Source organism: Aquaticitalea lipolytica (assembly GCF_014641635.1).
Classification (GTDB): Bacteria; Bacteroidota; Bacteroidia; order Flavobacteriales; family Flavobacteriaceae; genus Aquaticitalea; species Aquaticitalea lipolytica.
Genome location: NZ_BMIC01000001.1, coordinates 325,889 through 351,180, shown reverse-complemented (window position 1 = coordinate 351,180; position 25,292 = coordinate 325,889). Strand labels below are relative to the sequence as shown.

Sequence of the window (25,292 nt, the reverse complement as noted above, 5' to 3'; positions counted from 1 at the left end):
ATGAAAATAAAATTACTATTATTCACTTTTTTGTTTACATCTTATTATAGTGTAGGTCAGGTAGTAGCTGGTCACTTAGATAATTTTGAAGATGGAACAGTGCAAGGGTGGAATATTGATTTATTTGGAGCTGGAGCACCTAATCCACCAATCAATATAAATACTGCTGGACCTGCTGGTGTTGATGATAATTTTTTGCAATACACTACTACTGGTAGCCCTGGTGGACCTGGAAGCAAGATGATTGTTTTTCAATTTGATTCTAATTGGATGGGAAATTATACGTCTCAAAGCATAGTAGCTATTAAATTAGATGTAAAAGCAGAAGCTTCAAATATTAACCTTCGTGTAGCTTTTAATGGTGATGGAGGTGAAATGTGTACCACAAATGCTGTAGTTATACCAGCTGGATCTGGTTGGAATTCAGTTACAATACCAATTTCATCTTCTGATTTTACTTTGGTTGATGGAGGATCTAATGTATCTGCTACGTTAGCTAATGTCACAGAAATGAGAATTTTAAGTAGCCCAACACCAGCTTGGAGAGGTCAAGCTTTTCCTGGTGTACCAACTACTATGGGATTAGATAACATTACTGCATCAACAACTTTAGGAGTAAATGAAGTAACACAATTAAAGGATTTTAAAATATCTCCTAACCCTTCAAAGAGTAAACTTAATTTAATCTTTCCAGCTTCTGATAATGCTTTTAAACTTGATGTTTTTGATGTGTTAGGAAAAAAAATATTATCTAAAGAGGTAAGTAAACTGTCTTCTTCAATAGATGTATCAAAATGGAATAATGGCGTTTATTTGGTTAGAATAACTTCCGAAAATGGAACACAAACTAAACGTTTTGTGAAACAATAAATTCTTATAAATTTTACAAAAAGGCATCTAATTTTAAATTGGATGCCTTTTTTATTTGCAATTTATGACAAGTTTTTACTAAAAAATGCGTAAATTTATTTAGTAATTTGATTATAAATCAATTATTTAACCTACACATTATGAAAAAAAACTACAATCTTTTATTCTCATTATCTCTATTTTTTGTGATGTTTTTGCAAATGCAAACTACAGCACAAGTAAGAATAGTAGAAGTCGATCCTGCTACCGAAAGAGTTAAGCTTCATAACTATGGTGGCTCTACAGTTGATATTTCTTCATACTGGTTTTGTACATTATTTGCATATGGTCAATTAAACAGTATGACTGTTTTAAGTGGCTCATTAAATTTAGCTGCTGGTTCTGATGTTGAAGTCACTAGTAGTGTTGCTTTGAATAATTCTGCTGCAGATTTAGGACTTTATAGTACACCAAGTTTTGCTTCTTCTACCGCTATGCTAGATTTTACCCAATGGGGAAGTGGTGGAAACGGAAGAGAAAATGTTGCTGTTAATAAAGGAATTTGGACAGCAGGAACTTTCATAAATTTGCCAGCACCTTATGAATACACTGGTGATGGAGCTCAAAACGGAGTAAGTTTTTGGGATACGCTATTAGGTATTGATGATTTTTCTGTTAATCAGTTTAGAATTTTACAAAACCCATCTAGTTCAAAACTTATGCTAAGTTTACCTAGAATATCTGGTAGTATAACATTAGATGTTTTTGATGTGTTAGGAAAGAAAATATTAACTAAAGAAGTGAGTAGTATTTCTTCAACCATAGATGTTACTAAATGGAATAATGGTGTTTATTTAGTGCGTTTAACAGCAGATAATGCTACCCAAACTAAACGTTTTGTGAAACAATAATTAATACAATTTTAGATATATAAAAAACCATCATTTTTGATGGTTTTTTTATTTTAAGTAAGCATAAAGTATTCCTACAAAAATTGCTATCCCAAAGCTTATTAATGTGCCAATAAGTATATACTCTGTTAATTTTCTGTGCTTAGATTCTTTTAAGTCGCCAAATCTAAAAACAGACTTTGCAGTAATTAAAAAACCAACAGCTTCCCAATGATTTAAGATTACAAAAACGAATACTAAAATGCGCTCAAGTATGCCTATATACATTCCAGCATCTTTAAGAGATTCGTTGCCTTGAGTTAATTTGGCAATATTCCATTTACTGAAAATAGTTTTCATTATAATGGAAACAGGTTGAGTTAAAAAAAGTATACAAAGAAACAGTAATAATGTTTGTTTTGTTATTATTGTTTCAACGTTAAAGTTATTTTCTATAAGTAGAGTATAGGCTATAAAAATTGATACAACATGTAATACTTGATCTATAAAAAACCATAATCGTTTGGTTTTTTTGTTTTGAAAAAAGAGTTTAGTAACATCAATTATGAAATGAGAAACACTAATTGTAATAATTAATGGCCACAATGTAACATCCCAAGTTAAAATAAATAACAAAGCAATGTGTATTGCTATATGAATATATAATTTTAGAGATTTTAATTTTTTAGATTCTTTTTCTTTTACCCATTTTTTTGGTTGCAGAAAGAAATCTCCTATTATGTGTGCTAAAAAGAGCTTTAGTAGTATTATCATGGTAATAAAGTTTCAATTTTTTGCTTGTACATTTCGTTTAACTCCAAAATCTCATCTAAACTAGCACGTTTAATGCGTTTACTTATAGCGTCTTGATTTGTTCCTATAAGTTTAGCTAAATCTTTTTGAAACTTGTTTGGGTGTTCAAGTGATAGTTTTACAATCTCTGCTGAATTTGTGGTCCAATTGTCAATGCTTAACAGAGCAAGCTTAAAGTACAAGTTAAGCTCGTTATTAATAGTTTCATTTTTAGTTTTAATTTTTAGATTTAGTTTTTCTTTTTTTAACGACTCTATAGTTTCGCCAGAAAAACGAAATGCTTCACCATTAGATTCGGTTACTTTTTTACCTTTAAACGATTTATCTCCAATGCCAATAGCCATTCTTACATCTAACCCTTTAATCATTTTTATATTGGCTTTAATGTAAAGAGCTGCTTCAAAACTTTTATAGATATCTTTTATCTCTACTTGAAAACTATCTCCTCTATAAATTTCCCAATACGAATCATCTGTACTTAAGGTTTTTAAAGCATCTTTTAAGCAGCTAATCCATTCTGAATTTTCAGCATCTCTCGATTTTATTATATCTCCTGTTATTACACTTGTTTTCATAATACACGTATTCCATATTTAAGGAATAATCAAATATATGCCTTTTTTAAGGAATAAACAAAAATATTCCGTTATTAAGGAATTAAATGAAAGAATATAAGTTAATCTTCATCAATCTTAGCTCTCTTTACAATGGCTTCTGGAAGCGATTTTTTAGCTTTTGCGCCTAATTTTTTTAGCTTTTGCACACTTGTAATAAGGTTTCCTTTACCTTCAACTAGCTTATTCATAGCAGAAGAATAATCTTTTTTAGCATCATCAATCTTTTTGCCAACGCCAGTTAAATCACTCACTAAACCTTCAAACTTATCATAAAGAGCACCTGCTTGTCTAGCAATTTCAATAGCATTTTGTTGTTGTTTTTCGTTGTTCCACATCGTGTCAATAGTACGAAGTGTAGCAAGTAGAGTAGAAGGTGTAACGATAACAATGTTTTTCTCGAAAGCTTTATTATATAATGAATTATCGTCGTTTATAGCAATAGCAAAAGCTGGTTCTATTGGAATAAACATCAAAACAAAATCTGGAGATTGAATATCATACAAATCCTCATATTTTTTTTCAGAAAGTTGATCAACGTGTTTTCTTATGGAATTCACATGCGCTTTTAAAAATTGAGGTCTGTCATCATCGTCTGCATTAACATAGCGTTCATAATCGGTAAGCGACACTTTACTGTCTATAACCATTCGTTTGTTATCAGGAAGATGCAATACAACATCAGGTAGCACACGTGAGCCTTCAGCAGTAGTGAAACTTTGCTGAACAAAATACTCTCTATCTTTTTCCAATCCAGATTTTTCAAGAACACGTTCTAAAACCAATTCGCCCCAATTACCTTGCATTTTACTGTCGCCTTTTAAAGCTCTGGTTAGGTTTGTAGCTTCTTTTGTCATTTGTTGGTTCAAGTCTTTTAAGCCTAAAAGTTGTTCTTTTAAAGCACTATGCATTGAGATGCTTTCCTTTTGAGTGTCTTCAACTTTTTTCTCAAAAACTTGTATTTTTTCTTGAAGAGGATTTAGTATGCTTTTAATATTTTCTTTATTCTGAAGTGTAAATTTTTCAGATTTTTCATCTAAAATTTTACTTGCCATTAACTCAAAATCCTTACGAAGTTGTTCTTGCTGTTTTGCAAGTTCTTCGTCACGCTTTAAATTATGAATTTGTAGGTTTTCGTATTCTGTATTTTTTCTGGTTAATTCAGAATTTAAAAATTCTTTTTCACGACGAATCTCTTCACGCTCACTTTCAATTTTGCTTAAATTTTGTTTAAGTTCTTCTATAGTTAAACCTAATTGGTTTTGACGCTCTTGTAAAGTGCTTTGTTCACTTTTGCTTTTCAACTTAGTGATTGTGGTGCCAATATAAGCACCAATTCCACCAGAGATAAGAATTGCTATAATGAGAATTATGTTGTCGTTCATGAAATGAAATTGAATTTCACCAAAGATAATTATTTTTTAACTCTAAAGCTTCCAGTGTTTTCATCAAAAGCAATTAAATCTTTTGGAAATAAAGTATTGAAAGTTCCTTTGCTAATCAAATTGCAAGGCGTATCTGAAACAACATTATTAGCAGTCATTACAATCATTTTATCACATAATTGTATGGCTAAATCTATCTCATGAGAAGAAAACAAAATAGTTTTGTTGGTCTCTTTTGCTAGTTTTTGAAGCAGTTTTAAAATGTAGGCTTTATGATACATGTCTAGATGTGTTGTTGGCTCATCAAGTATAATCAAGTCTGTATCCTGTGCTAAAGCACGAGCAATCATCACTTTTTGTAATTGACCATCACTAAGTTCAAAGCATCTTTTATGTTTTAAAGCTTCAATATTAGTTTGTTGGAGTGATCGATTTATGATAGTAATATCATTTTCACTTAAATTGCCAATCCAATTGGTGTATGGTTGTCTTCCTAAAGCAACTAATTCAAAAACTGATAAATTTTTTGATGCAATTTGCTCAGTTAACACCAGACTCATAGCTTTAGCTAAATCTTCTGGCTGGAATTCTGAAAGCAATTTATTATTGATATAAATACTTCCACTTAAAGAATTTTGAACATTGGTAAGCGTTCTTAATAAAGTAGATTTTCCAATGCCATTTGCTCCAACTAATCCTATAAATTCACCTTTATGTAACTCGATATTGATGTTGTCGGCAATAACAGTTTCAGCCTTCTTGGTTTTGTAACCAATGGAAAGGTCTTTGGTTTTTAAAACGATATGTTTATTGGTGTTTGACACTAACTTTTTTTTGGTTCAATTAGATCCCATAAATTACCATATAAATCTGCAAAAACGAGCACTTTTCCATAAGCCTCAATTGAAGGTGTTCGGATTATATTAATATCTTGATTGATTAAGTTTTTATAATCCCTCTCAAAATTATCAGTATGTAAAAACAAAAAAACACGTCCGCCAGATTGATTTCCTATATTACTTTTTTGTTCTTCATTTGCAGCTTTTGCAAGTAATAGAGAACAGCCATGAGTACCTTTAGGCTTTACAATAACCCAACGTTTTGTCTCACTTAGTTTTGTGTCTTCAACGAGTTCAAACTTTAGCTTTTGAGTATAAAACGAAATGGCTTCATCGTAATCATTAACTAATAGCGAAATATGTGCAAGTTGTTGTTCCATAATTAAAACATCATTTTACGTTTTCTTACTAATAACCAAATTACTACTGGAGCTCCAATTAATGACGTTATTGCATTTATTGGTAATGTATAATCGCTTGTTGGTAGTTGTGCTATGCTATCACAAATAAGCATTACTATGGCTCCAAACAAAAACACAGCTGGTAGCAATATTTTATGGTTTGAGGTACTAAAAATTTGCCTTGTCATATGCGGAATTGCTAACCCAATAAAGGCAATTGGTCCAGCAAATGCAGTAATAGTTCCTGCTAACAGGCTAGTTGCAATAATAATTATGAGTCTACTTTGCTTAATGTTTAATCCTAAGCTTTTGGCGTAGTTTTCACCAAGAAGTAATGTGTTTAAACCTTTAATTGATACAACACTTAGAATAATTCCGATACAATAAATTAAGAAGAAGATAAACAGCTCATACCATGATAAATTACCCAAACTTCCAAAGCCCCAAAATATGTATTGTTGTAATTGTTCAGCAGAACTAAAATAAGAAAGAACACTCACTATTGCAGCAGTTATGCTTCCAAACATTAAACCTATAATAAGTATTGCCATGGTGTCTCTTACTTTTGCCGAAACTATTAAAACGGTAAGCAACACCAAGAAACTGCCTAAGCTTGCAGCAATTACAATGCTCCATTTTGAGATTAGTATTGTGGCAAAAAATCCACCAAAAATTGATGCTCCCATAATTATTAAAGCGACACCTAAACTAGCTCCAGAGGTGATACCAAGAACAAATGGACCTGCTAACGGATTTCTAAAAAGTGTTTGCATTAGTAATCCTGAAATTCCTAAACCAGAACCAACTAAAATGGCTGTAAAAGCTTTTGGTAGTCTGTAATTTTGAATGATATATTGCCAAGATTCATTGTCTGCAGTACCAAATAAACTATTAAAAATAGATTTTAATGGAATAGAAACTGAACCCAAACTAATATTGATTATAAAGCAAATTATTAGGATTAAAGCTAATACTAAAAAAGGGATTTTATATGTTTTACTAGTTTGCAATTATTCTAAAGGTTTAAAAAAGTATGGCTTGTAATCTTTAAGTAATTCTGGATGGCAAATTTTAATTAGATCTTTTAATACTAAGTCTGGTCGTGTTGTTCCTAATTCGTAATATAAAACACCTCCAGTTGCTCCAGTTGTATTTACAAACGTATAAATACTTTTGTTTTTAAAAGCATCAAATTTTGTGTAATGCTGATTTGCCTTTTCAAGTGCTTCAAACGAGCTATAATATGATGGACTTAACCATAAATCGGCAGCTTTTGCTTTTTCAAAAACAGACTCAAAACTTAAAGCTAAACTTCCACTTCCAGTAGTTTCACTATAAAGATAATTAACATTAGCATCTTTTAATAATTGTGCTTCAGGGCTTGTTCCGTTTGGTAAATACCAAACATCTTTGTGCATTGCACCACTTAAAACTGAGGGTTTTGTTGTTACTTTTGATGCTAACGCTTTTGCATCTAAATAATCTTTTTCTATTTGATTAAAAATAGAATCTGCTTCGGCTACTTTATTAAAAAGCACACCAAAAAATTTTATCCATTCAGCTTTTGCTAAAGGTGAGTCTTCAACCCAATCTCCATTATAAATTACAGGAATACCTGATTTTTTAATGGTTTCAAATGTTTTGTTGTTACCATCAATACCAAAACCAACAACTAAATCAGGATTTAATTCTAGTAAAACCTCAGTGTTTATGCCTTCATTTTCACCAAGTTCTCTTATTTTTTTAGTGTCTATTAAACCTCTTACTTTTTCTGAAGACACATAATCAGTTCCTGGAAAACCTACTAAGGTCTGCTCTACACCTAAAAGTTCTAAAGCAGGAATATGTGTGGTTGATGTAACTACTATTTTTTCAATAGGAATTGTAATAATAGCATCATAGTCATCTTTATTAAAAGTGCTGACCATTGCTTGCTCTTTGGTAAGCAATAAATACGTGTATGTTTTTTCGGATTTTGGCCATGGGCTATTGATTTTTAGTATTTTATATTGACCATAATCTACCACCGAAAACCCTTTTGCATACTTAAGAATTAACTCAGAACGGTCAAGAGATGGTAATGTTCTATTTATTTTTTTATCGTTTTTACAACCAACGAATCCAATAATTAAAACAAGTAAAAACAGTTTTTTCAAAATGAAATTATTTTTTTTCAAAAGTAAGATTATTTAAAGTTTTTAATGAACCCTTAAACAAAATGTTTACTTTCGCAGCGAATTTTGGTTCTATTCAGTTTTTCTGAATGGATTAAAAGGGAATCTGGTGCGATTTTTATCAAGTCCAGAACTGTTCCCGCAACTGTAAGCTACAAAGCTTCATGTTATACTTCTAGTCACTGGAAAAATTTCTGGGAAGACCAACATGAAGACGCAAGTCAGGAGACCTGCCATTTTCAAAACAAATAAGTCAAACTTTCGGGATAAAAGTTTACGTATGATATATCCATACGATTCTCGAGTAATTAAATTTTAAAATGAACAAAAACACTTTTGTTTTAGGTATGCTTTGTAGTATATCAATGCTAAGTTTTGCGCAACAGCAAGCAGATTCTACCAAAGTAGAACAATTAGATGAAGTAGTTATTACAGATTCTAAATTTAATTTAAAACGTGAAAATTCAGGTAAGGTTATTACCAAAATCACTCAAAAAGAACTTCAACATTTACAAGGAAAAACAGTAGCTGAAATTATTAATGCAACTGCTGGAATTGAAATTAATGGGACAAAAAGTAATGCAGGACAAAACCTTAGTTACTTTATTCGAGGAGGACGAAACAGACAAGTTTTAGTATTAATTGATGGAATTGCTGTTACTGACGCTTCACAAATAGCTAATGATTACGATTTGCGTTTGCTTAATGCAGATCAGATTGAAAGTATTGAAATTTTAAAAGGCGCATCGAGTACTCTTTATGGCTCTGGAGCAGCTACTGCTGTAATTAACATTAAGTTGAAAGAAGCCTCTAAAAATAAGGTGTCTGCTAATTTTAAAAGTGTTTTAGGAACTAATCAATCTGTTAATGATGATAACTATGCTATTGAAGATTTTAAAAATAGTGTTTCAGTAAACGGAACCTTAAATAATTTTAATTATCTAGTAAGTTTTGGTAATCAATATACTAATGGTTTATCTGCAATTTCTAACGGAACTGAATCTGATGCATTTAATGCTATTAATGGAAACTTAAAATTAGGTTATCAATTTTCAAATGCATTTAAACTTACTATTTATGGAAGTTTTGATAAATACAAAGCCGAATTTGATGATGCTTTTTCTGGGATTGATACAGATGATTTATCAACTTCAAAACAATACAGAGTTGGTGTTTCACCAGAATACACATACAAAAATGGAAGCATTACTTTAAATGCTGCTTACAATACCATTAAGCGTGATATAAACTCTAGTTATCCAACACAATTTAATGCAGATAGTTATGTGGCAGATGTATTTAACCGTTATAATTTTAACGATAAATTTTATACAGTTATTGGTGTAAATGCTCAAGAAAACAAAATGGAAAGTTTCTCAATTCCTTTTGGTAGTACAGATTTTGAACAGAGTATAAATCCTGAAACTGCTCAATTTACAATTATAGATCCTTACGCTAATGCGGTTTATGTTTCAGATTTTGGTCTAAATGTTAATGTTGGAGCACGTTTAAATAATCATAGTGAATATGGTTCGCATGTTGTTTATAGTGTAAATCCTTCGTTTAAAAAAGAAACAAATTTTGGTTACTTAAAAGGATTAGCTAGCTATAGTACAGCTTACATCACACCTTCATTGTATCAATTATTTGAGCCAACTTATGGTAATGCAGATTTAAAACCTGAAGAAAATTCAACTATTGAAGTAGGAGCAGAGTTAAATATTAAGGATAAAGCAACAGTAAGTGTTGTTTATTTTACTAGAGATGAGAAAAACTTTATCGATTTTGTTGATTTAGGAGGTTTTGTATTTCAATATAATAATGTAGATGAGTCGTTTACTGCTAGTGGAATTGAATTTACAGCAAACTATAAATTTACTAAAAGCTTAGTGCTAAATGCTAATGCTACATATACTAAAGTTGAAGATGATTTAAGTTTACGTATTCCAGAACTTAAAGCCAATGCAAGATTAGATTATCAATTGTGTGATAAAACGTTTATGAGTGTGTCGTATCAATTTAATGACGACAGAACAGATGCTGTTTATAATAGTACAACTTTTATGAATGATGAAATAACCATGAGAAGCTATAGCCTTTTAGACTTTTATGTAAGTCATAAAATTGCAAAAAATAAAGTCACACTTTTTGCAAATGTGACTAATCTATTAAACGAAGAGTATGTTGAGCTTTTTGGGTATTCTACCAAAGGCAGAAATATAAATGTAGGATTTAATCTAAGTTTATAAAACAAAAAAGCCACTCAATTGAGTGGCTTTTTTTATTGGTTTTTTTAATTCTTCTTAATAAAAGGCAAAGGTTTGTCACTATACATTTCTTTAGCAAAAGGAATAAAGTCGTTACTGTCTTTAACTTCTTCTAATCCATCACTAGTATAATTTAAACGACCTGTACCTTCAATATGTCCTATAGCAGCAGCTAATAATGGCTCACTTGGATTACCAAGCACACCTAAGTTTCCATAATTTTCAGCTATTTCTATATCTGGAGACAAACCATTAAAATAATCAGTCACATCATTTGCATTTAAAGATTTGAAAACTAAAGGCTGAATAGCATAAGTATGATTTGGGTTTGCATTTTGTCTGCCAAAGTTTGGCGAGTCATATAAAGTTACAGAAGCTTGATATTTTCCTGTTGTAGTTTTTCCAACTTGTATAACATTAATATATGGATCTAGCCCATTAATAATAAGTTCACTAGCTGAAGCAGAAGCTTTTGTAGTTAATACATAAACTCTACTTAAATTTACATGATTTATATTTTGCTGAAACGTTACTGCACCACTACTATTTGTTTTAATCATCTGGTTTACAAAAGGATTTAATAATAAATTTGGGTCGTCAGCAATAATTTGAGCTTGTATTTCACTATTCCATTGTTCTTTTACAAATGTACTTCCAGTAAACTGTCCAGTAATCATAGATGCTAGCCAAGTTGCAGTTCTAACAGATCCTCCAGGATTATAACGTAAGTCTAATATTAAATCGGTAATTCCTGCAGCTTGAAATTCGCCAAAAACAGAATTTAAAGCAGAATCAAAAGTATTTGTTCCTGTAAACCCATTATACATTAAATAGCCAACGTTATTGCCTTCAACTTGTAAAATAGAATGTGTTAATATTGGGTTTTCAGTATAATCAGCTTTAGTTAATGAAATACTTCCGCTTCCTGGTGTAACACTATCATCAGATGTTTCTGGAGTTCCATTATTATTATAAGTTGCTAGGTTTATAGTGTAATTATTAGCATTTAAAAGTCCAAGATTATTATCTGTAGGTGAGTTATAGTATAATGATTCGCCATTTACAGCATAAAAAATATCACCTCTTTGCACACCTTGCGACTGTGCACTTGTATTAGGTAATACATAACGAACATAACCAAAAATCGCATTATTTCCGTTTGGAACATAAACTAAGCCATATTCCATGCCATTGCTTTTGGTAACTCCGCTAAACAATTGCTCTAATGCAATATAATCATCTGTAATCCAGCTAAACCTATCTATAGTTGAACGCTGATATACCACACTTTCAAATAACTCCTCAGGACTAGAGAAGCTATTTAAATAGTCGCCATATTCGTCATTAGTAGCAAAACGGTCGTTAGCTAAATCTGGTATTTCTTCTTTATAAAGATAAGCAGCATTCATGCCTTTCCATACAAAATCACTTATTTCACTGGCAAGAATAAGATTATCGTCGTTATCTTTAAAGCAACTTGTAGCCAAGCCTAAAACAACAACAGCTAAAAGGGAAATTTTTACAATTCTTTTCATTTTCAAAGCATTTATTTTTTGAGTTAAATTAAACAATGTAAAAGAGATTACAATAGTTTAATAAACTTTAAATTTACTTACATTATTGTAAATTTAAAACTATTTGTAACAAAAATAGAAGTGTATCGTCGTAATCATATAAGCAGGAATAACTAAACTGTTTTATAAAACTAACCACTAATGACACAGGCAGATTTTGTAAATATAGTAATGCCTTTTAAAGATAAGGTGTTCCGATTGGCAAAAAGACTATTGGTTTCTAAAGAAGAAGCTGAAGATGCTACGCAAGAGATACTGTTGAAATTGTGGAACAACCAAGACAAAATTGAAGACTATAATAATGTAGAAGCGTTTTCAATGACAATGACGAAGAATTTTTGCTTGGATAGATTAAAATCAAAACAGGCACAAAATTTAAAAATAGTACACAGTAATTATCAAGATAATAATGTGTCGTTACAAAAGCAGGTTGAGTTAAATGATAGTGTAGATTGGGTTTCTAAAATTATTGAAGCTTTACCTGAACAACAAAAAATAATATTGCAATTAAGAGATATAGAGCAATACGAATTTGAAGAAATAGCAGAGATGCTAGATATGAACCAAACAGCAATTCGTGTAGCCTTATCAAGAGCAAGAAAAACAATAAGAGAACAACTAACAAATACACATCGTTATGGTATTAAATAATATAGAAAAGCTTTTAGAAAAGTATGATAACGGAGAAACTACTCTAAAAGAAGAACAACAACTCAGAGCTTATTTTGCTCAGAACGATGTTGAGCCTCATTTAGAATCGTACAAAGTAATGTTTCAATACTATTCTAAAACTAAACAAGAGAAGTTTACTAAAGACGTTCCATTAAAACCTAAGAAAAACAATTTGTATAAATGGATTTCTGTCGCAGCAGTAGCAGTCTTAATGTTTGGAGCCTATACTCAATTCGATTTTAACAAAAAACGAACAATAGACGATTTGAGTCATGAAGAGTTGTTAGCATACAATCAAACCAAAGAAGCATTTAATCTACTAGCTTCTAAGTTTAGTGAAGGAACTACTAATGTAAAAGTTCTAGGGATTGTTGGCACGCAATTTGAAAAAGCTTCTGAAAAAGTAGATTATATTAATGAATTTTCGAATACAACAAATAAATTTTTTAAAAACAAGTAATAACAGATTAATAATTAGAAATCATGAAAAAAATAATTATAGTATTAGCAATCATCATAACACCAATATTTTCTTTTGGACAGAGTGTTTTTGATAAGTTTGAAGACGACGCATCTGTGTCATCTTTTATAATGAACCAGAAGATGTTTAATATGATAGCCACTATAGATGTCAATATGGATGACCCAGAAGATCAAGCATTTGTTGATATGGCTAAAAAAATAACAGGATTGAAAGTTTTTACAACTGGAAATGAAAAAACTGCTTCTGAAATGAATGCTACTGTTGAGAAGTACTTAAAAAGTTCAAGTCTTGAAGAGTTAATGCGTATGAAAGATGGTAATCAAACGATTAAATTTTATGTAAAACAAGGAAAAGATGAAAACCATGTAAAAGAATTACTTATGATAATTAATGGTCTAAAAGAACTTACTAAAGATTCTGATATGACTATTAATGGTAAAAAACGTGATTTTGAGACTGTTTTATTATCTCTTACAGGAGATATCGATTTGAGACAGATATCTAAAATGACTCAAAAAATGAATGTTCCAGGTGGTCAGCAATTAGAAAAAGCTGGAAAAGCTAAAAAACAATAATAATGGTATCATTAATCAAAAATATAATCACTTTGGTGGCTTTGGTTGTAACTCTTTACAGTTGCAACCAAAGTACATCATTACAAAAGTATTTTGTAGATAATCAGGAAAAGGCTAATTTCTTGGCTGTAGATTTACCTGCAAATATTTTAAGTTTAGATGAGTCTAAACTAACCGAAGAGCAAAAAGAAGCTTATAAGTCTGTTAAAAAATTAAACATGTTGGCTTACCGATTAGATAGTACTAATGTGGCTAGTTACGAAACCGAATTAGCTAAAGTAAAAGCTATTTTAAAAGACCCAAAGTATAATGAATTAATGCGTGGTAATACTGAAGAAGGGAAGTTTACTTTTAATTATATAGGTGACGAAGGTAATATTGACGAATTAGTACTTTTTGGAAATGCCAATGATAAAGGATTTGCAATTATTAGAATACTTGGTGACGATATGAATCCTAGTAAAATAATGCAGTTATCATCAGCCTTTAATACATCAAAAATGGATACTTCGCAAATTGGCCAATTTGCAGAGTTTTTTAAATAAAGATTAAATTTATTTAAATGTTAATAGAAAATCACTTGGAAGTTATTTCAAGTGATTTTTGTTTTCATTCTTATTTACAATCATAAAAAGGATTATAAACAAAACAACAACAGCAACAAATAAAAGTGCTTTAACTATAAAATAATCCAATACATCAAGAACTCCAGCTGTAAAAAAGCCAAAGGTAATAATGCAAGTATATATTAAAGCTAAAGTGTTTTTGCTCATAAAATTAAATGCCTGTGTAATTACTAGGTGTAATACGTTTAAGCTCTTCCTTTATTGTGTTTGAGACATCTAAAGTATCAATAAAATCTGAAATCGATTTCTGATTTATTTTTTCATTAGTTCTAGTTAATCCTTTTAATGCTTCATAAGGATTTGGATATGCCTCACGACGTAAAATGGTTTGAATAGCTTCTGCTACTACAGCCCAATTGTTTTCTAAATCTTCAGCAAATTTTGCTTCATTCAATAATAATTTGTTTAATCCTTTTAAAGTCGATTTAAAACCTATTAAAGTATGACCAAAAGGTACACCAACATTGCGCAATACAGTACTGTCGGTTAAATCTCTTTGCAGTCTAGATATTGGTAATTTTGCCGAAAGGTGCTCAAAAATAGCATTGGCAATACCTAAATTTCCTTCAGAGTTTTCAAAATCTATAGGATTTACTTTATGAGGCATTGCACTACTTCCAACTTCACCTGCTTTAATTTTTTGTTTAAAATAGTCCATAGATACATAAGTCCAAATATCTCTGTCTAAATCAATAATTATGGTATTGATACGCTTTAAAGTATCAAACAAAGCAGCCATATGGTCGTAATGTTCTATTTGTGTTGTTGGAAACGAATGTTGTAACCCTAATTTTTCTTGAACAAAAGCGCTTCCAAAAGCTTTCCAATCTACATTTGGATATGCAACTTTATGTGCATTAAAATTACCTGTTGCTCCACCAAATTTAGCTGCACTTGGTATATCGTTTAATAAATTAAATTGTTCTTCTAAACGTACTGCAAAAACCTCTATTTCTTTACCTAAACGTGTAGGAGATGCAGGCTGACCATGTGTACGAGCTAGCATTGGTACATTTGCCCAATCTTTTGATAGTTCTTTTAAACGATTAAGTATTATAGAATATTCAGGAACGTAAACGTCGTTCATTGCTTCTTTAATACTTAATGGTATAGCAGTATTGTTAATGTCTTGTGAGGTTAATCCAAAGTGGATAAACTCTTTATATTTTTGAAGTTGTAAAGCATCAAATTTTTCTTTTATGAAATATTCAACAGCTTTAACATCATGATTAGTTACTTTTTCAATCTCTTTAATAGCTAAAGCATCTTCAGAAGTGAAATTTTTATAAATAGCTCTTAAATTTTCAAAAAGCGAGGTGTTAAAATCGGCAAGTTGAGGTAATGGCAATTCACATAAAGCAATAAAGTATTCTATTTCTACAAGAACTCTATATTTAATAAGTGCTTCCTCAGAAAAATATGGAGCTAATTCTTTTACTTTACTTCTATACCTACCATCTATAGGAGAAATGGCGTTTAATGATGAAATTGACATGTGTTGTGTTGTTTTTTTGAAGATGCAAAGATAGTCATTTCAAGTTTTAAAATTGAAACATAAATTAGTTATCTTAGTCCATAAATCGTTATAAAAATGAATAAGCTATACTTCGTAATTATTTTAATGTTCTCTCAAACTATGTTTTCTCAAGTCTATAAAAAATCAGAACCCTTTACACATACCTATTCAATTGTAGCTCGAGATTCTGTTACAGGAGACATTGGTGTTGCTGTACAAAGTCATTGGTTTAGTGTTGGTAGTGTTGTTACTTATGGTAAAGCTGGAGTAGGTGTTGTTGCTACACAATCGTTAGTAAACCCAAGTTATGGACCAAAAGGGTTGGTTTTAATGGAGCAAGGTTTGTCTCCACAACAAGCATTAGATGCTTTATTAGCAAACGATAGTGGTGAAATGTATAGGCAAGTTGCTTTTTTAAACACAAAAGGAGAAGTAGCAACTCATACGGGAAGTTCTTGTATTGCAGAAGCTGGTCACAAACAAGGTAAAAATTTTTCTGTACAAGCAAACATGATGCTAAATAATACAGTTTGGCAGGCAATGGCAAATGCTTTTGAAATCACTAAAGGAACACTCAGCGAGCGTATGTTAGCTGCTTTAAAAGCTGCTGAAGGCGAAAAAGGTGATATTAGAGGAAAACAATCTGCTGCTATTTTAATTGTAAAGGGAGAAGCTACAGGAAACTCTTGGGAAGACGTAATTATGGATTTAAGAGTTGAAGATAATGATAACCCAGTAAACGAATTAGAGCGATTAATGAAAATTCATAAAGCTTACGATTTTATGAATAAAGGTGATTTAGCAATGGAGGAAGGTGACTCTAAAAAAGCTGAAGCATTATATTTAGAAGCTCAAAAGTTGTTTCCTGAGAATTTAGAAATGCAATATTGGTATGCTATTAATTTGTTGAATAATAAACAATTTGAAAAAGCACATCCAATTTTAAAATCAATTTTTAAACAAGATAATAACTGGAAAACTCTAACAGCACGATTAGTAACTAGTAAATTATTAGTAATTTCTGATGCTGAATTAGAAAAAGTTATGAAGCTTTAATCTTCTTTAAAATATGTCTAGCTCTAGCTTTAAAGCCTGAACTTTGCATTTGAAAATCGCGTTCTAAAATTGTTACTAATTCTGGGTGAATCCAATCAATATCTTTTCCTAATAAAAAAAGCGAATTCATGGCATAAGCTTTTGGCGCAATTTTTTCGTCGTTAATCATCCAATCAAAACAAGACTCAACAATTCGCTCTTTGTGTTTTAAAGACAGCGAGGTTTTAATTTTGTTATCAGTTTTAGAGTATAGCGCAGTTACTAAATATTCACAAACTTTAGCTACAGGTCGCACAGCAGAATCTTGATGTACTTTGTGTATGTTTTCTGTAAACTTATCTAAATATGGTATTGCAGTTTCTAAATTTTCGCCACACATAAATTCAAAAACCCAAGCAGCTCTGCACGATATTTTATCATCTACCATAAATAAAATATCTAATAGCTTAGAGATTAGTTCAGGATTATCAATAACTAAATTGGCATACTTCAATCTGTTTTCTCTCGAATGATTTACATAATTTAATTCTTGATATAGTTGGTCTGTAGTCAAAGGATTTTCTTATTTTTAAAATCTAAAACTAACAAAAATGAAGATTATAAAAAAGATACTATTGTTTTTACTTGTTGTGTTTGTAATAGCACAATTTTTTGGACCAGAAAAAAACGAAGGAGATTTAACTTCTATCGATAGCTTTTATACAGAAACAAATACACCTGAAAACGTTAAACTTATACTTAAAGAGAGTTGTAACGATTGCCATAGTGATGTAACACGATATCCTTGGTACAATAATATTACTCCTGTTAATTATTGGATGGCTGAGCATGTTGATAATGGAAAAAAGCATTTTAATATCTCTAAATGGGATGATTACTCTACTAAGAAGAAAGATCATAAACTAGAAGAACTAGCTGAAATGGTAGAGAAAAAAGAAATGCCTTTACCATCATACACTTGGACACATACTGAAGCTAAACTAACAGATGACCAAATTATGGTTTTATTACATTGGGTAAATAAAGAACGTTTTAGATACAGTTTAGAGCTTGAAGCAGGAGCAGAATAATTTCAATATAAAAACATAATGCCCAAGCATCTTTTAATTATTGGTTTTGTCTGGCCAGAACCCAAAAGTTCTGCAGCAGGAAGCCGAATGATGCAACTTATTGCAGCTTTTCAGCAGCAAAACTATCAAATAACATTCGTGAGTCCTTGCGCTAAAAGTGATAATGCTTTTAATTTAACAACTATTGGTATTAGTCAAGTTGCAATAGAACTCAATCATGAGAGTTTTGATACGTTTGTAAAACAACTAAATCCTGATATTATTCTATTCGATCGTTTTATGATGGAAGAACAGTTTGGTTGGCGAGTTGCAGAGCAATGTCCTGATGCTTTGAGAATTCTAGATACTGAAGATTTACATTGCTTGCGTAAAGGGCGACAATTAGCGTTTAAGGATAACAAGCCATTTGATGAAAGCTATTTGTTTAATGATATAGCAAAACGCGAAATAGCAAGCATTTACAGGTGTGATTTTAGTTTGATGATTTCTGAAGTTGAGATTGAAATCTTAAAAACGCAATTTAAAGTTCCAGACAATTTATTGTTGTATTTACCATTTCTACTTGAAGAAATTTCAGAAAGTAGTACAAATAATCTTCCAGTTTTTGATGAACGTGAGCATTTTATTACCATTGGAAACTTTTTGCATGAGCCTAATTATAACTCTATTTTATATCTAAAAGAATCTATTTGGCCATTAATTAAAAAGCAATTACCAAAAGCAGAACTTCATATTTATGGTGCTTATGCGTCTCAAAAAGTAAATCAGTTACAGAATAACAAAGATGGATTCTTGATAAAAGGTTTTGCTAACGATGTTAACGAGGTGATGCAAAATGCAAAAATTTGTTTGGCACCTTTGCGTTTTGGAGCTGGTTTAAAAGGCAAGCTAATTGATGCAATGCAAAACGGAACACCTTGTGTTATGACTACTATTGCTGCAGAAGGCATGTTTGGTAACTCACAACCTAACGGATTTATTACAGATTCTCCTAAAGATTTTGCTAATAAGGCTGTAAAATTATATGAAAGTGAATTTGATTGGAAAACGTATCAAAATAATGGCTTTGCAATCATAAATAAGCGTTTTCAAAAGGCAGAGTTTTTAGAACATTTATATTCAAAAATCGATACTATTTCACAAAATCTTAGTAGACATAGACGTAATAATTTTACAGGACAGTTGTTACAACATCATACCTTGCAAAGTACTAAGTTTATGAGCAAATGGATTGAGGCTAAAAACCAAAAAGAATAACTATACTATTTTTATAGATTGTCCGTTTTTTATATAACTAACCAAACAACTTATGAGTAAAAAAAGAGACATTCTTATTGTCATTTTTAGCACAATTATATTCACATTTTTATTTCACAGAGAAGATTTAGGATTAAATCTATTTATTTTTGAAACCATTTTTTTTGCTTGGTTATTGTATTCAAAACGTCTTCAATTCAAAACCAGAAACCAAATAACAGTTGCATTAGCTTTTATAACAACATCAATAGCAACAGTAGTTACACATTCTGTATTCTCATATTTTATAAATTATTTGATGTTGGTTGTTTTTGTAGGATTGCTTATTTATCCTCAAGTTAAATCGTTATTAAATGCATTTAGAATCTCTATAATTTCTTTTTTTAAGTCTCAAATATTTTTCCTCGAATCGCTTTTAAGTACTAAAGTAAAAGGCAAAAATTTCGGAAGCTACATCTGGAAATTCAGGATGTTTTTTATTCCGTTAATAATCATAATCATATTTATAGCAATTTACAGTGGTTCTAATCCTGTTTTTAATGATTTGGTTTCTAGTTTTTTGTCTTTTATTAGTGAGAGTTTGCTTGCTATTTTTAAAAATTTCGACTTCTTAGTGGTGTTTACCTTAATTGTAGGGTTGGTAATTAGCAATTTTATGTACATTATAATTTCTAATAATTATATAGAAAATGAAGACTTAAAAGCTACAGATTCGTTAGTGAGAGTGAAAAAATCTATTAAACGAATCTTTAGTATTACTGCTTTAAAAAACGAGTATAAAGCTGGAGTTTTTTTGCTAATTGTTCTTAATGTTTTATTGCTAATTGTTAACTGTATCGATTTAAATATTGTTTGGTTTAATTTTCAATGGGATGGTTATTTTTTAAAACAATTTGTTCATGAAGGCACATATTTGCTAATTCTATCAATTCTTATATCAATAGCGTTAGTTTTATATTTTTTCAGAGGTAATTTAAACTTTTACCAAAATAATAAGCTTTTAAGAGTGTTAAGTTATGTTTGGATTATTCAAAATGCAATTTTAACGCTATCCGTTTTTGTAAGAAACTATAGGTATATCGATTATTTTGCTTTAGCATATAAACGTATAGGTGTTATTCTCTTTTTATTACTCGTTTTATACGGATTATATACAGTTTTTGTGAAAGTAAAAGATAAAAAATCGGCTTTCTATTTATTTAGGGTCAACGCATATGCGCTTTTTATAGTATTGGTTTTTAGCTCATTTATAAATTGGGATGGATTAATTGCAAAGTATAATTTCAATAATGCCAATAAATCGTTTTTACATTTAAACTATATGGCAACACTTTCTGATAAAGCATTACCTCATTTAGATAAACCTATAGAAGAGCTAGATGAGATCTACAAAATTCAGCAAGAAAAATTCCCTTTCGAAGAAGAGTTCATGAGACCTTTTGAGTATCGCCAAATTATTAACAACCGTAAAAAAGAGTTTAAAACCGAATGGGAGTCAAAGTCTTTTTTAGAGTGGAATTATGCCGAATATGTTGCTTATAAAGCATTATTTGGTTACTAATTTAATCGAGGATAAATCAAAAAAGAGATTCTTGAGTTTTTATAATAAATATATACTAAGCTTCAACCTGTTGCTTTTTAATTTTTCGGTACGTAAAAGAATTAAAAATGTTACGTTTTGCAAAACGTGTAAGCTTATCAGATTGTGAAAATTTAATAAATAAAGATTTATCTACTCCAAAAAACTCATAAGTATTACCATCTAAAAAAGTTATTTCTAAAACCAAACCTTTGTGTTGCCAATCTATAATTGGAGTAGTAGCAGTTTCATTAAATTCTTCCAAATTTGCTGCTTTTGTTTCAGGAGCAATACTTACCAAAAAATGGTAACCATCAATAATCTGTCTACTTTTTAATTCAGCTTCTATAGCTTTTTCATCACCAGCTTGAAATTTATCAGGATGCCATTCTTTCACTAAATTTCTGTAAGTAGATTTTAGTTCTTTAAGATCGATATTGTTTTCGACATTAAATAATTTTTTGTATTCGTTGATACGTTTCATAGTGATGCTTTTTTAGAAGGTGCAAAAGTAGTCTTTTTAATGTATTGAAATTGAATTGTTTTTTATAAATAAATATGCCTTGCACTATCCTGCTTTTTATTAGTTTTGCAGCTTTAAAATTCAAGTATGATTTCAGTTGATAATTTAGCAGTAGAGTTTGGTGGTAGTGCCTTATTTAGTGATGTGTCGTTTACCATTAATGCAACCGATAAAATTGCCCTAATGGGTAAAAATGGAGCAGGTAAATCGACCATGATGAAGATTATTGCTGGCGAACAAAAAGCAACAAGAGGTAATGTTCGTTTTCCAAAAGATGCTATTATAGCCTATTTACCACAGCATTTATTAACTGAAGATAAGTGTACAGTTTTTGAAGAAGCCTCTAAAGCTTTTGCTCATATTTTTGCCATGCGTGACGAAATGGAAGCCTTAAATAAAGCTTTAGAAACCAGAACCGATTACGAATCTGATGAGTATATGAATATCATTACCAAAGTATCAGATTTAGGCGAAAAATACTATGCATTAGAAGATATTAATTATGATGCTGAGGTTGAAAAAGCTTTAGGTGGATTAGGTTTTAAACGTGAAGATTTTACTAGACAAACCAGCGAGTTTAGTGGTGGCTACCGAATGAGAATTGAGTTAGCAAAAATATTACTTCAAAAACCAGATTTGATATTACTCGATGAGCCAACCAACCATATCGATATCGAATCGGTAATTTGGTTAGAAGATTTTCTTTTAAATAAAGCCAATGCAGTAATGGTAATTTCGCATGATAAGGCATTTATTGATAATATTACCAACCGAACTATTGAAGTTACAATGGGTCGTATTTATGATTATAAAGCAAACTACTCACATTACTTACAATTGCGTGAAGACAGACGTGCACATCAAATAAAAGCCTATAACGAGCAGCAAAAGTTTATTGCAGATAATATGGCTTTTATCGAGCGTTTTAAAGGTACATACTCAAAAACCAATCAAGTGAACTCTCGTGAGCGTATGCTAGAAAAATTAGAGCCTATTGAAATTGATGAGATAGATACTTCGGCTTTAAAACTACGTTTTCCGCCAGCACAACGTTCGGGTGATTATCCAGTAACTGTTAAAGATTTATCAAAATCGTATGATGATCATGTGGTGTTTAAAAACGCAAACATGTCTATTTCGCGAGGAGAAAAAGTATCGTTTGTTGGACGAAATGGTGAAGGTAAATCAACAATGATTAAAGCCATTATGAACGAAATTGAAGTAGATGGTCATTGTGCTTTAGGACACAACGTAAAGGTTGGTTATTTTGCTCAAAACCAAGCTTCATTGTTAGATGAAGGTTTAACTATTTTTCAAACCGTTGATGAAGTTGCACAAGGCGATATTAGAACACAGATAAAAAACATACTTGGTCGTTTTATGTTTAAAGGCGACGATATCGATAAAAAGGTAAGTGTGCTTTCTGGAGGAGAAAAAACACGACTAGCAATGGTTAAATTACTTTTAGAGCCTGTTAACTTGCTTATTCTCGATGAGCCAACTAACCACTTAGATTTAAAATCGAAAGATGTACTTAAAGAAGCCCTTTTAGATTTTGATGGTACACTTATTTTAGTGTCTCACGATAGAGATTTTTTACAAGGCTTATCTCAAAAAGTATTTGAATTTAAAGACCAACGCGTTATTGAGCATTTCGAAACTATTGATGATTTCTTGGTAAGAAACAGAATTGAAAACTTAAAGCAGATAGATTTGAAGAAGTAATTTATTGCTGCTTGACTTTCTCAAAAAAATAGCCGAACTTCGTTTAACTATCGATATAGATAATTGAAATTATCCATCCTATGAGGTTATTTAGGAAAATAAGACATAAGCAGATTTTGGACAATAAAAAAGCTCAGTACCTAAAGTATGCTTTAGGAGAAATTATATTAGTTGTAATTGGTATTTTGATTGCATTACAAATTAATAATTGGAATCAGTCAATAAAAGATAAAAATTCCTTAAACGAATACTTAATAAAAATTAAATCGCATACATCGCAGGATCAAGAGCAATTAGAAGAATTGGTAAAAGGAAGAAAACAAATTGCTGACCTATGTAAAAAAGCACGTAATAGTATCTTAGATAAGACCGAAAATGATAATCTTTTCTTGTTTATGATGAGTGGTACTGCTTTTGCCGATTTCTATTTTAAACCAAATTCAGGAGGTTACGAATCATTGAAAAGATCAGAATATTATGGAAAATTAAACAATACTAAAATTGATTCTCTTTTGGCTAGATATCACGGTTTGGTGGATGTTATTTCAGAAAATGAGAAGAGTTATAACCAATATACGGTTCACCAAGAGAATTACCTCGATACTCAATTCGATAGATCACTTATTTTAGCTTCTGCATTCATGTCAAGAGATTCTTTAGCCATAAAAGCTACACCGCAGTCAGATTATGACCAAGCATTTATAGAATACACAGCCAAACCAGCTTATAGAAATGTTATTAGCTTAGCAGCGTGGCAATTCGACACGATGATTAGCCAATACAATCAATTAATAGAGCTTGGTCATCAAATTATCAAAGAAATAGATATAATAACCGAAGACTAAAAGAGAAAACGGTTAAAAATAAAACTAGTCACAACTTCGTGTATAGGCTATTGCTTGCTCAATGCCAACTTACTAACATATAACGTTATAATTTTTCGCTTGATTTTTTCATTAAAAAAAGCGTATTTCGTTTAACAATCGATATAGATAATTGAAATTATTCTTATCGTCGCATTGTGAACAAGTTAAAAATGAACGTAAACGAAATTAAAATAGAAGAAATTTATGATGTTCTGATTCACAGACACTTTTATGATAAGCATAACCGAGATTACCTTTTTGTAATTGAAACAAATTGGATTGACGATAATCACGGGAATTACATTTTACGATTTAAAAACTGTTTCGATTTACGATTTCAACTGAATTCAACGGATTTTGAAAATCTTGATTGGAACGGAACCGCTGTAATGGCTTACCCGGGATTCGCAGAGCTGAAAAATTCTAAAAAAGCAATGGAATTGAGTAAAAAGGTTGGAATGGAATTACGTGAAATAACCTTGGATACCACTCTGTATAAATTGAATTTAATAGCGTCGGAATTTGATTTAAAAAAATTGAATAGAAATACTGAGTCAATAGATCAAGTTAGTTTTAAAATTTGATAAAAGTCAGTATTCTATAACGTGTATAAGCCATTACTTGTTCACTGCCAACTTACTAACATATAACGTTTTAATTTTTCACTTGATTTTCTCATTAAAAAAAGCGTACTTCGTTTAACTATCGATATAGATAATTGAAACAATCCATATCGTCGCATTGTACGCAATATGAAAAAACTCATCCTAATATCATTTGTGGTTTTCTCATTTGGATTTTCCAAAGTAGAGAGTTTGTTTACTGCTCAATATCCTGACTTAATAAAATTTAAAGGAACAGAATATTCACTCAATACCAATCCGTTAGAACCATATTTTGAGAAAAATCCTGATAAAAGACCTCAATGGCCTTCAACAGCTTTATATCGTGGTTATATCGGACATTTTGAAATAATTGATAGCACACTACTTTTGACTGACATATCTCAACCAAGACGCGTAAAAGATAAAGATGGAAAAACAAGTTTTAAAAATATATCTATCAAAAAACGCATATTTCCAGAAATAGACACTATGAAAATCGACTGGTATTCTGGAATTTTAATTTTACCTTATGGAGAAAGAGTTAAATACGTTCACTCTGGATACGCATCTGAATATAGCAATTACATATTATTGGAAATAAAAAAAGGGAAATTCAATAGTGATAAAAACTACACGCGCAAAGAATTTTTGAGATTTAAGGAAAGACAGTTTAACGAATTCAAAAAAACTGAAAATTATAAAAGTCAGTTTGAGGATATTAAAAAGAACTTTCCCGAAAGTAACAAAAAGTTTATTGAAGAATTTTTGAAAGACCACATAATAAATTATACATCCGAATTTTTAACCGAACAATAAATACTGCGTACAACACCGTGTATAATTCATTGTTCGGTTCGTGTGTACTCGTAAAATTCCTGCGGAATTTTCCTCTGGTCAGTTTTCTTTTATTAATTTAGACCTAGACAACACAA

Annotated in this window: 26 protein-coding genes and 1 riboswitch; of the genes, 15 read left to right on the top strand and 11 right to left on the bottom strand. The window is 30.7% G+C overall.

Translation table 11 applies throughout. From position 1 onward, the window contains the following. Both IEW41_RS01575 and IEW41_RS01570 read left to right on the top strand, forming a co-directional pair. Nucleotides 1–870 carry a T9SS type A sorting domain-containing protein gene (locus IEW41_RS01575; RefSeq protein ID WP_188604582.1) on the top strand — a complete coding sequence of 290 codons (870 nt, stop codon included), beginning with the start codon at nt 1–3 and terminating at the stop codon, nt 868–870. A 140-nt stretch (nt 871–1,010) separates the two neighbouring features. Beyond that, on the top strand, nt 1,011–1,760 hold the full coding sequence (locus tag IEW41_RS01570) for a T9SS type A sorting domain-containing protein (protein WP_188604581.1): 750 nt from the start codon (nt 1,011–1,013) through the stop codon (nt 1,758–1,760). Between the two features lie 48 nt (nt 1,761–1,808). On the opposite strand, the gene IEW41_RS01565 is transcribed toward IEW41_RS01570, so the two are convergent. The 7 genes from IEW41_RS01565 to IEW41_RS01535 all read right to left on the bottom strand — a co-directional run bounded on the left by IEW41_RS01565 (nt 1,809) and on the right by IEW41_RS01535 (nt 7,947). Beyond that, nucleotides 1,809–2,513 (bottom strand): DUF3307 domain-containing protein, encoded by a 705-nt coding sequence (locus IEW41_RS01565; protein WP_188604580.1) that lies wholly within the window; start codon nt 2,511–2,513, stop codon nt 1,809–1,811. Continuing rightward, a complete protein-coding gene (locus tag IEW41_RS01560; protein ID WP_188604579.1) occupies nt 2,510–3,127 on the bottom strand; it encodes a transcriptional regulator in 618 nt (205 codons plus the stop codon). Before IEW41_RS01560 ends, IEW41_RS01565 begins: the two co-directional genes overlap by 4 nt. Before the next feature lie 101 nt (nt 3,128–3,228). Next, nucleotides 3,229–4,551 carry a DNA recombination protein RmuC gene (locus IEW41_RS01555; protein WP_188604578.1) on the bottom strand — a complete coding sequence of 441 codons (1,323 nt, stop codon included), beginning with the start codon at nt 4,549–4,551 and terminating at the stop codon, nt 3,229–3,231. Between the two features lie 29 nt (nt 4,552–4,580). After that, nucleotides 4,581–5,375, bottom strand: coding sequence for an ABC transporter ATP-binding protein (locus tag IEW41_RS01550; RefSeq protein ID WP_188604577.1), 795 nt, complete (start codon nt 5,373–5,375; stop codon nt 4,581–4,583). Further along, nucleotides 5,375–5,770, bottom strand: coding sequence for a VOC family protein (locus IEW41_RS01545; RefSeq protein ID WP_188604576.1), 396 nt, complete (start codon nt 5,768–5,770; stop codon nt 5,375–5,377). The genes IEW41_RS01550 and IEW41_RS01545 overlap by 1 nt, the downstream gene beginning before the upstream one ends. A gap of 2 nt (nt 5,771–5,772) precedes the next feature. After that, nucleotides 5,773–6,801 (bottom strand): FecCD family ABC transporter permease, encoded by a 1,029-nt coding sequence (locus IEW41_RS01540; protein ID WP_188604575.1) that lies wholly within the window; start codon nt 6,799–6,801, stop codon nt 5,773–5,775. Continuing rightward, nucleotides 6,802–7,947 carry an ABC transporter substrate-binding protein gene (locus tag IEW41_RS01535; RefSeq protein WP_188604574.1) on the bottom strand — a complete coding sequence of 382 codons (1,146 nt, stop codon included), beginning with the start codon at nt 7,945–7,947 and terminating at the stop codon, nt 6,802–6,804. It lies immediately after the preceding gene. 68 nt (nt 7,948–8,015) lie between these two features. Next, nucleotides 8,016–8,217, top strand: a riboswitch (cobalamin riboswitch). Nucleotides 8,218–8,285: 68 nt separating this feature from the next. Between IEW41_RS01535 and IEW41_RS01530 the strand changes: the two genes are divergently transcribed. Beyond that, nucleotides 8,286–10,214 carry a TonB-dependent receptor plug domain-containing protein gene (locus IEW41_RS01530; protein WP_188604573.1) on the top strand — a complete coding sequence of 643 codons (1,929 nt, stop codon included), beginning with the start codon at nt 8,286–8,288 and terminating at the stop codon, nt 10,212–10,214. A 44-nt stretch (nt 10,215–10,258) separates the two neighbouring features. On the opposite strand, the gene IEW41_RS01525 is transcribed toward IEW41_RS01530, so the two are convergent. After that, nucleotides 10,259–11,767, bottom strand: a complete 1,509-nt coding sequence (locus IEW41_RS01525; protein WP_188604572.1) for a GFO_1087 family putative carboxy terminal peptidase — start codon at nt 11,765–11,767, stop codon at nt 10,259–10,261. Between the two features lie 180 nt (nt 11,768–11,947). Here IEW41_RS01525 and IEW41_RS01520 point away from each other — a divergent pair, with 180 nt between their 5' ends. From IEW41_RS01520 to IEW41_RS01505, 4 genes are read left to right on the top strand one after another with little or no spacing between them, the layout of a single operon-like run. Next, entirely contained in the window at nt 11,948–12,457 is a 510-nt protein-coding gene (locus IEW41_RS01520; protein WP_188604571.1) for a GFO_1088 family ECF-type sigma factor, read from the top strand. Further along, the gene (locus IEW41_RS01515) at nt 12,444–12,938 is read left to right on the top strand and encodes a PG0215 family putative anti-sigma factor (protein ID WP_188604570.1); all 495 of its coding nucleotides are present in this window, start codon (nt 12,444–12,446) and stop codon (nt 12,936–12,938) included. Before IEW41_RS01520 ends, IEW41_RS01515 begins: the two co-directional genes overlap by 14 nt. Nucleotides 12,939–12,961: 23 nt before the next feature. Continuing rightward, nucleotides 12,962–13,537: a GFO_1090 family protein gene (locus IEW41_RS01510; protein WP_188604569.1), complete on the top strand. Its 576-nt coding sequence runs from the start codon at nt 12,962–12,964 to the stop codon at nt 13,535–13,537. Between the two features lie 2 nt (nt 13,538–13,539). Continuing rightward, entirely contained in the window at nt 13,540–14,082 is a 543-nt protein-coding gene (locus IEW41_RS01505) for a GFO_1091 family lipoprotein (protein ID WP_229660139.1), read from the top strand. Between the two features lie 232 nt (nt 14,083–14,314). On the opposite strand, the gene purB is transcribed toward IEW41_RS01505, so the two are convergent. Then, complete coding sequence (gene purB / locus IEW41_RS01500; RefSeq protein ID WP_188604568.1) at nt 14,315–15,658, bottom strand: adenylosuccinate lyase; 1,344 nt, start codon at nt 15,656–15,658, stop codon at nt 14,315–14,317. 96 nt (nt 15,659–15,754) lie between these two features. Here purB and IEW41_RS01495 point away from each other — a divergent pair, with 96 nt between their 5' ends. Then, nucleotides 15,755–16,735 (top strand): DUF1028 domain-containing protein, encoded by a 981-nt coding sequence (locus IEW41_RS01495; protein ID WP_188604567.1) that lies wholly within the window; start codon nt 15,755–15,757, stop codon nt 16,733–16,735. Here IEW41_RS01495 and IEW41_RS01490 read toward each other — a convergent pair. Beyond that, nucleotides 16,722–17,288 (bottom strand): HEAT-like fold family protein, encoded by a 567-nt coding sequence (locus IEW41_RS01490; RefSeq protein ID WP_188604566.1) that lies wholly within the window; start codon nt 17,286–17,288, stop codon nt 16,722–16,724. The genes IEW41_RS01495 and IEW41_RS01490 overlap by 14 nt on opposite strands. Nucleotides 17,289–17,325: 37 nt before the next feature. Between IEW41_RS01490 and IEW41_RS01485 the strand changes: the two genes are divergently transcribed. From IEW41_RS01485 to IEW41_RS01475, 3 genes are read left to right on the top strand one after another with little or no spacing between them, the layout of a single operon-like run. Next, nucleotides 17,326–17,805 (top strand): heme-binding domain-containing protein, encoded by a 480-nt coding sequence (locus IEW41_RS01485; protein WP_188604565.1) that lies wholly within the window; start codon nt 17,326–17,328, stop codon nt 17,803–17,805. 18 nt (nt 17,806–17,823) lie between these two features. After that, nucleotides 17,824–19,062: a glycosyltransferase gene (locus IEW41_RS01480; protein ID WP_188604564.1), complete on the top strand. Its 1,239-nt coding sequence runs from the start codon at nt 17,824–17,826 to the stop codon at nt 19,060–19,062. Between the two features lie 52 nt (nt 19,063–19,114). Beyond that, nucleotides 19,115–20,623: a DUF4153 domain-containing protein gene (locus IEW41_RS01475; protein ID WP_188604563.1), complete on the top strand. Its 1,509-nt coding sequence runs from the start codon at nt 19,115–19,117 to the stop codon at nt 20,621–20,623. Nucleotides 20,624–20,678: 55 nt separating this feature from the next. On the opposite strand, the gene IEW41_RS01470 is transcribed toward IEW41_RS01475, so the two are convergent. Then, complete coding sequence (locus IEW41_RS01470) at nt 20,679–21,125, bottom strand: KTSC domain-containing protein (protein WP_188604562.1); 447 nt, start codon at nt 21,123–21,125, stop codon at nt 20,679–20,681. A 126-nt stretch (nt 21,126–21,251) separates the two neighbouring features. On the opposite strand from IEW41_RS01470, the gene IEW41_RS01465 reads away from it, so the two are divergent. The 4 genes from IEW41_RS01465 (at nt 21,252) to IEW41_RS01450 (ending at nt 25,176) form a co-directional block, all read left to right on the top strand. Next, on the top strand, nt 21,252–22,889 hold the full coding sequence (locus tag IEW41_RS01465; RefSeq protein ID WP_188604561.1) for an ABC-F family ATP-binding cassette domain-containing protein: 1,638 nt from the start codon (nt 21,252–21,254) through the stop codon (nt 22,887–22,889). 80 nt (nt 22,890–22,969) lie between these two features. Then, nucleotides 22,970–23,734, top strand: a complete 765-nt coding sequence (locus tag IEW41_RS01460) for a DUF6090 family protein (protein ID WP_188604560.1) — start codon at nt 22,970–22,972, stop codon at nt 23,732–23,734. A gap of 191 nt (nt 23,735–23,925) precedes the next feature. Next, nucleotides 23,926–24,339 (top strand): YxiG-like protein, encoded by a 414-nt coding sequence (locus IEW41_RS01455; protein WP_188604559.1) that lies wholly within the window; start codon nt 23,926–23,928, stop codon nt 24,337–24,339. Between the two features lie 168 nt (nt 24,340–24,507). Next, nucleotides 24,508–25,176 (top strand): hypothetical protein, encoded by a 669-nt coding sequence (locus tag IEW41_RS01450; RefSeq protein WP_188604558.1) that lies wholly within the window; start codon nt 24,508–24,510, stop codon nt 25,174–25,176. Nucleotides 25,177–25,292 lie beyond the last annotated feature (116 nt).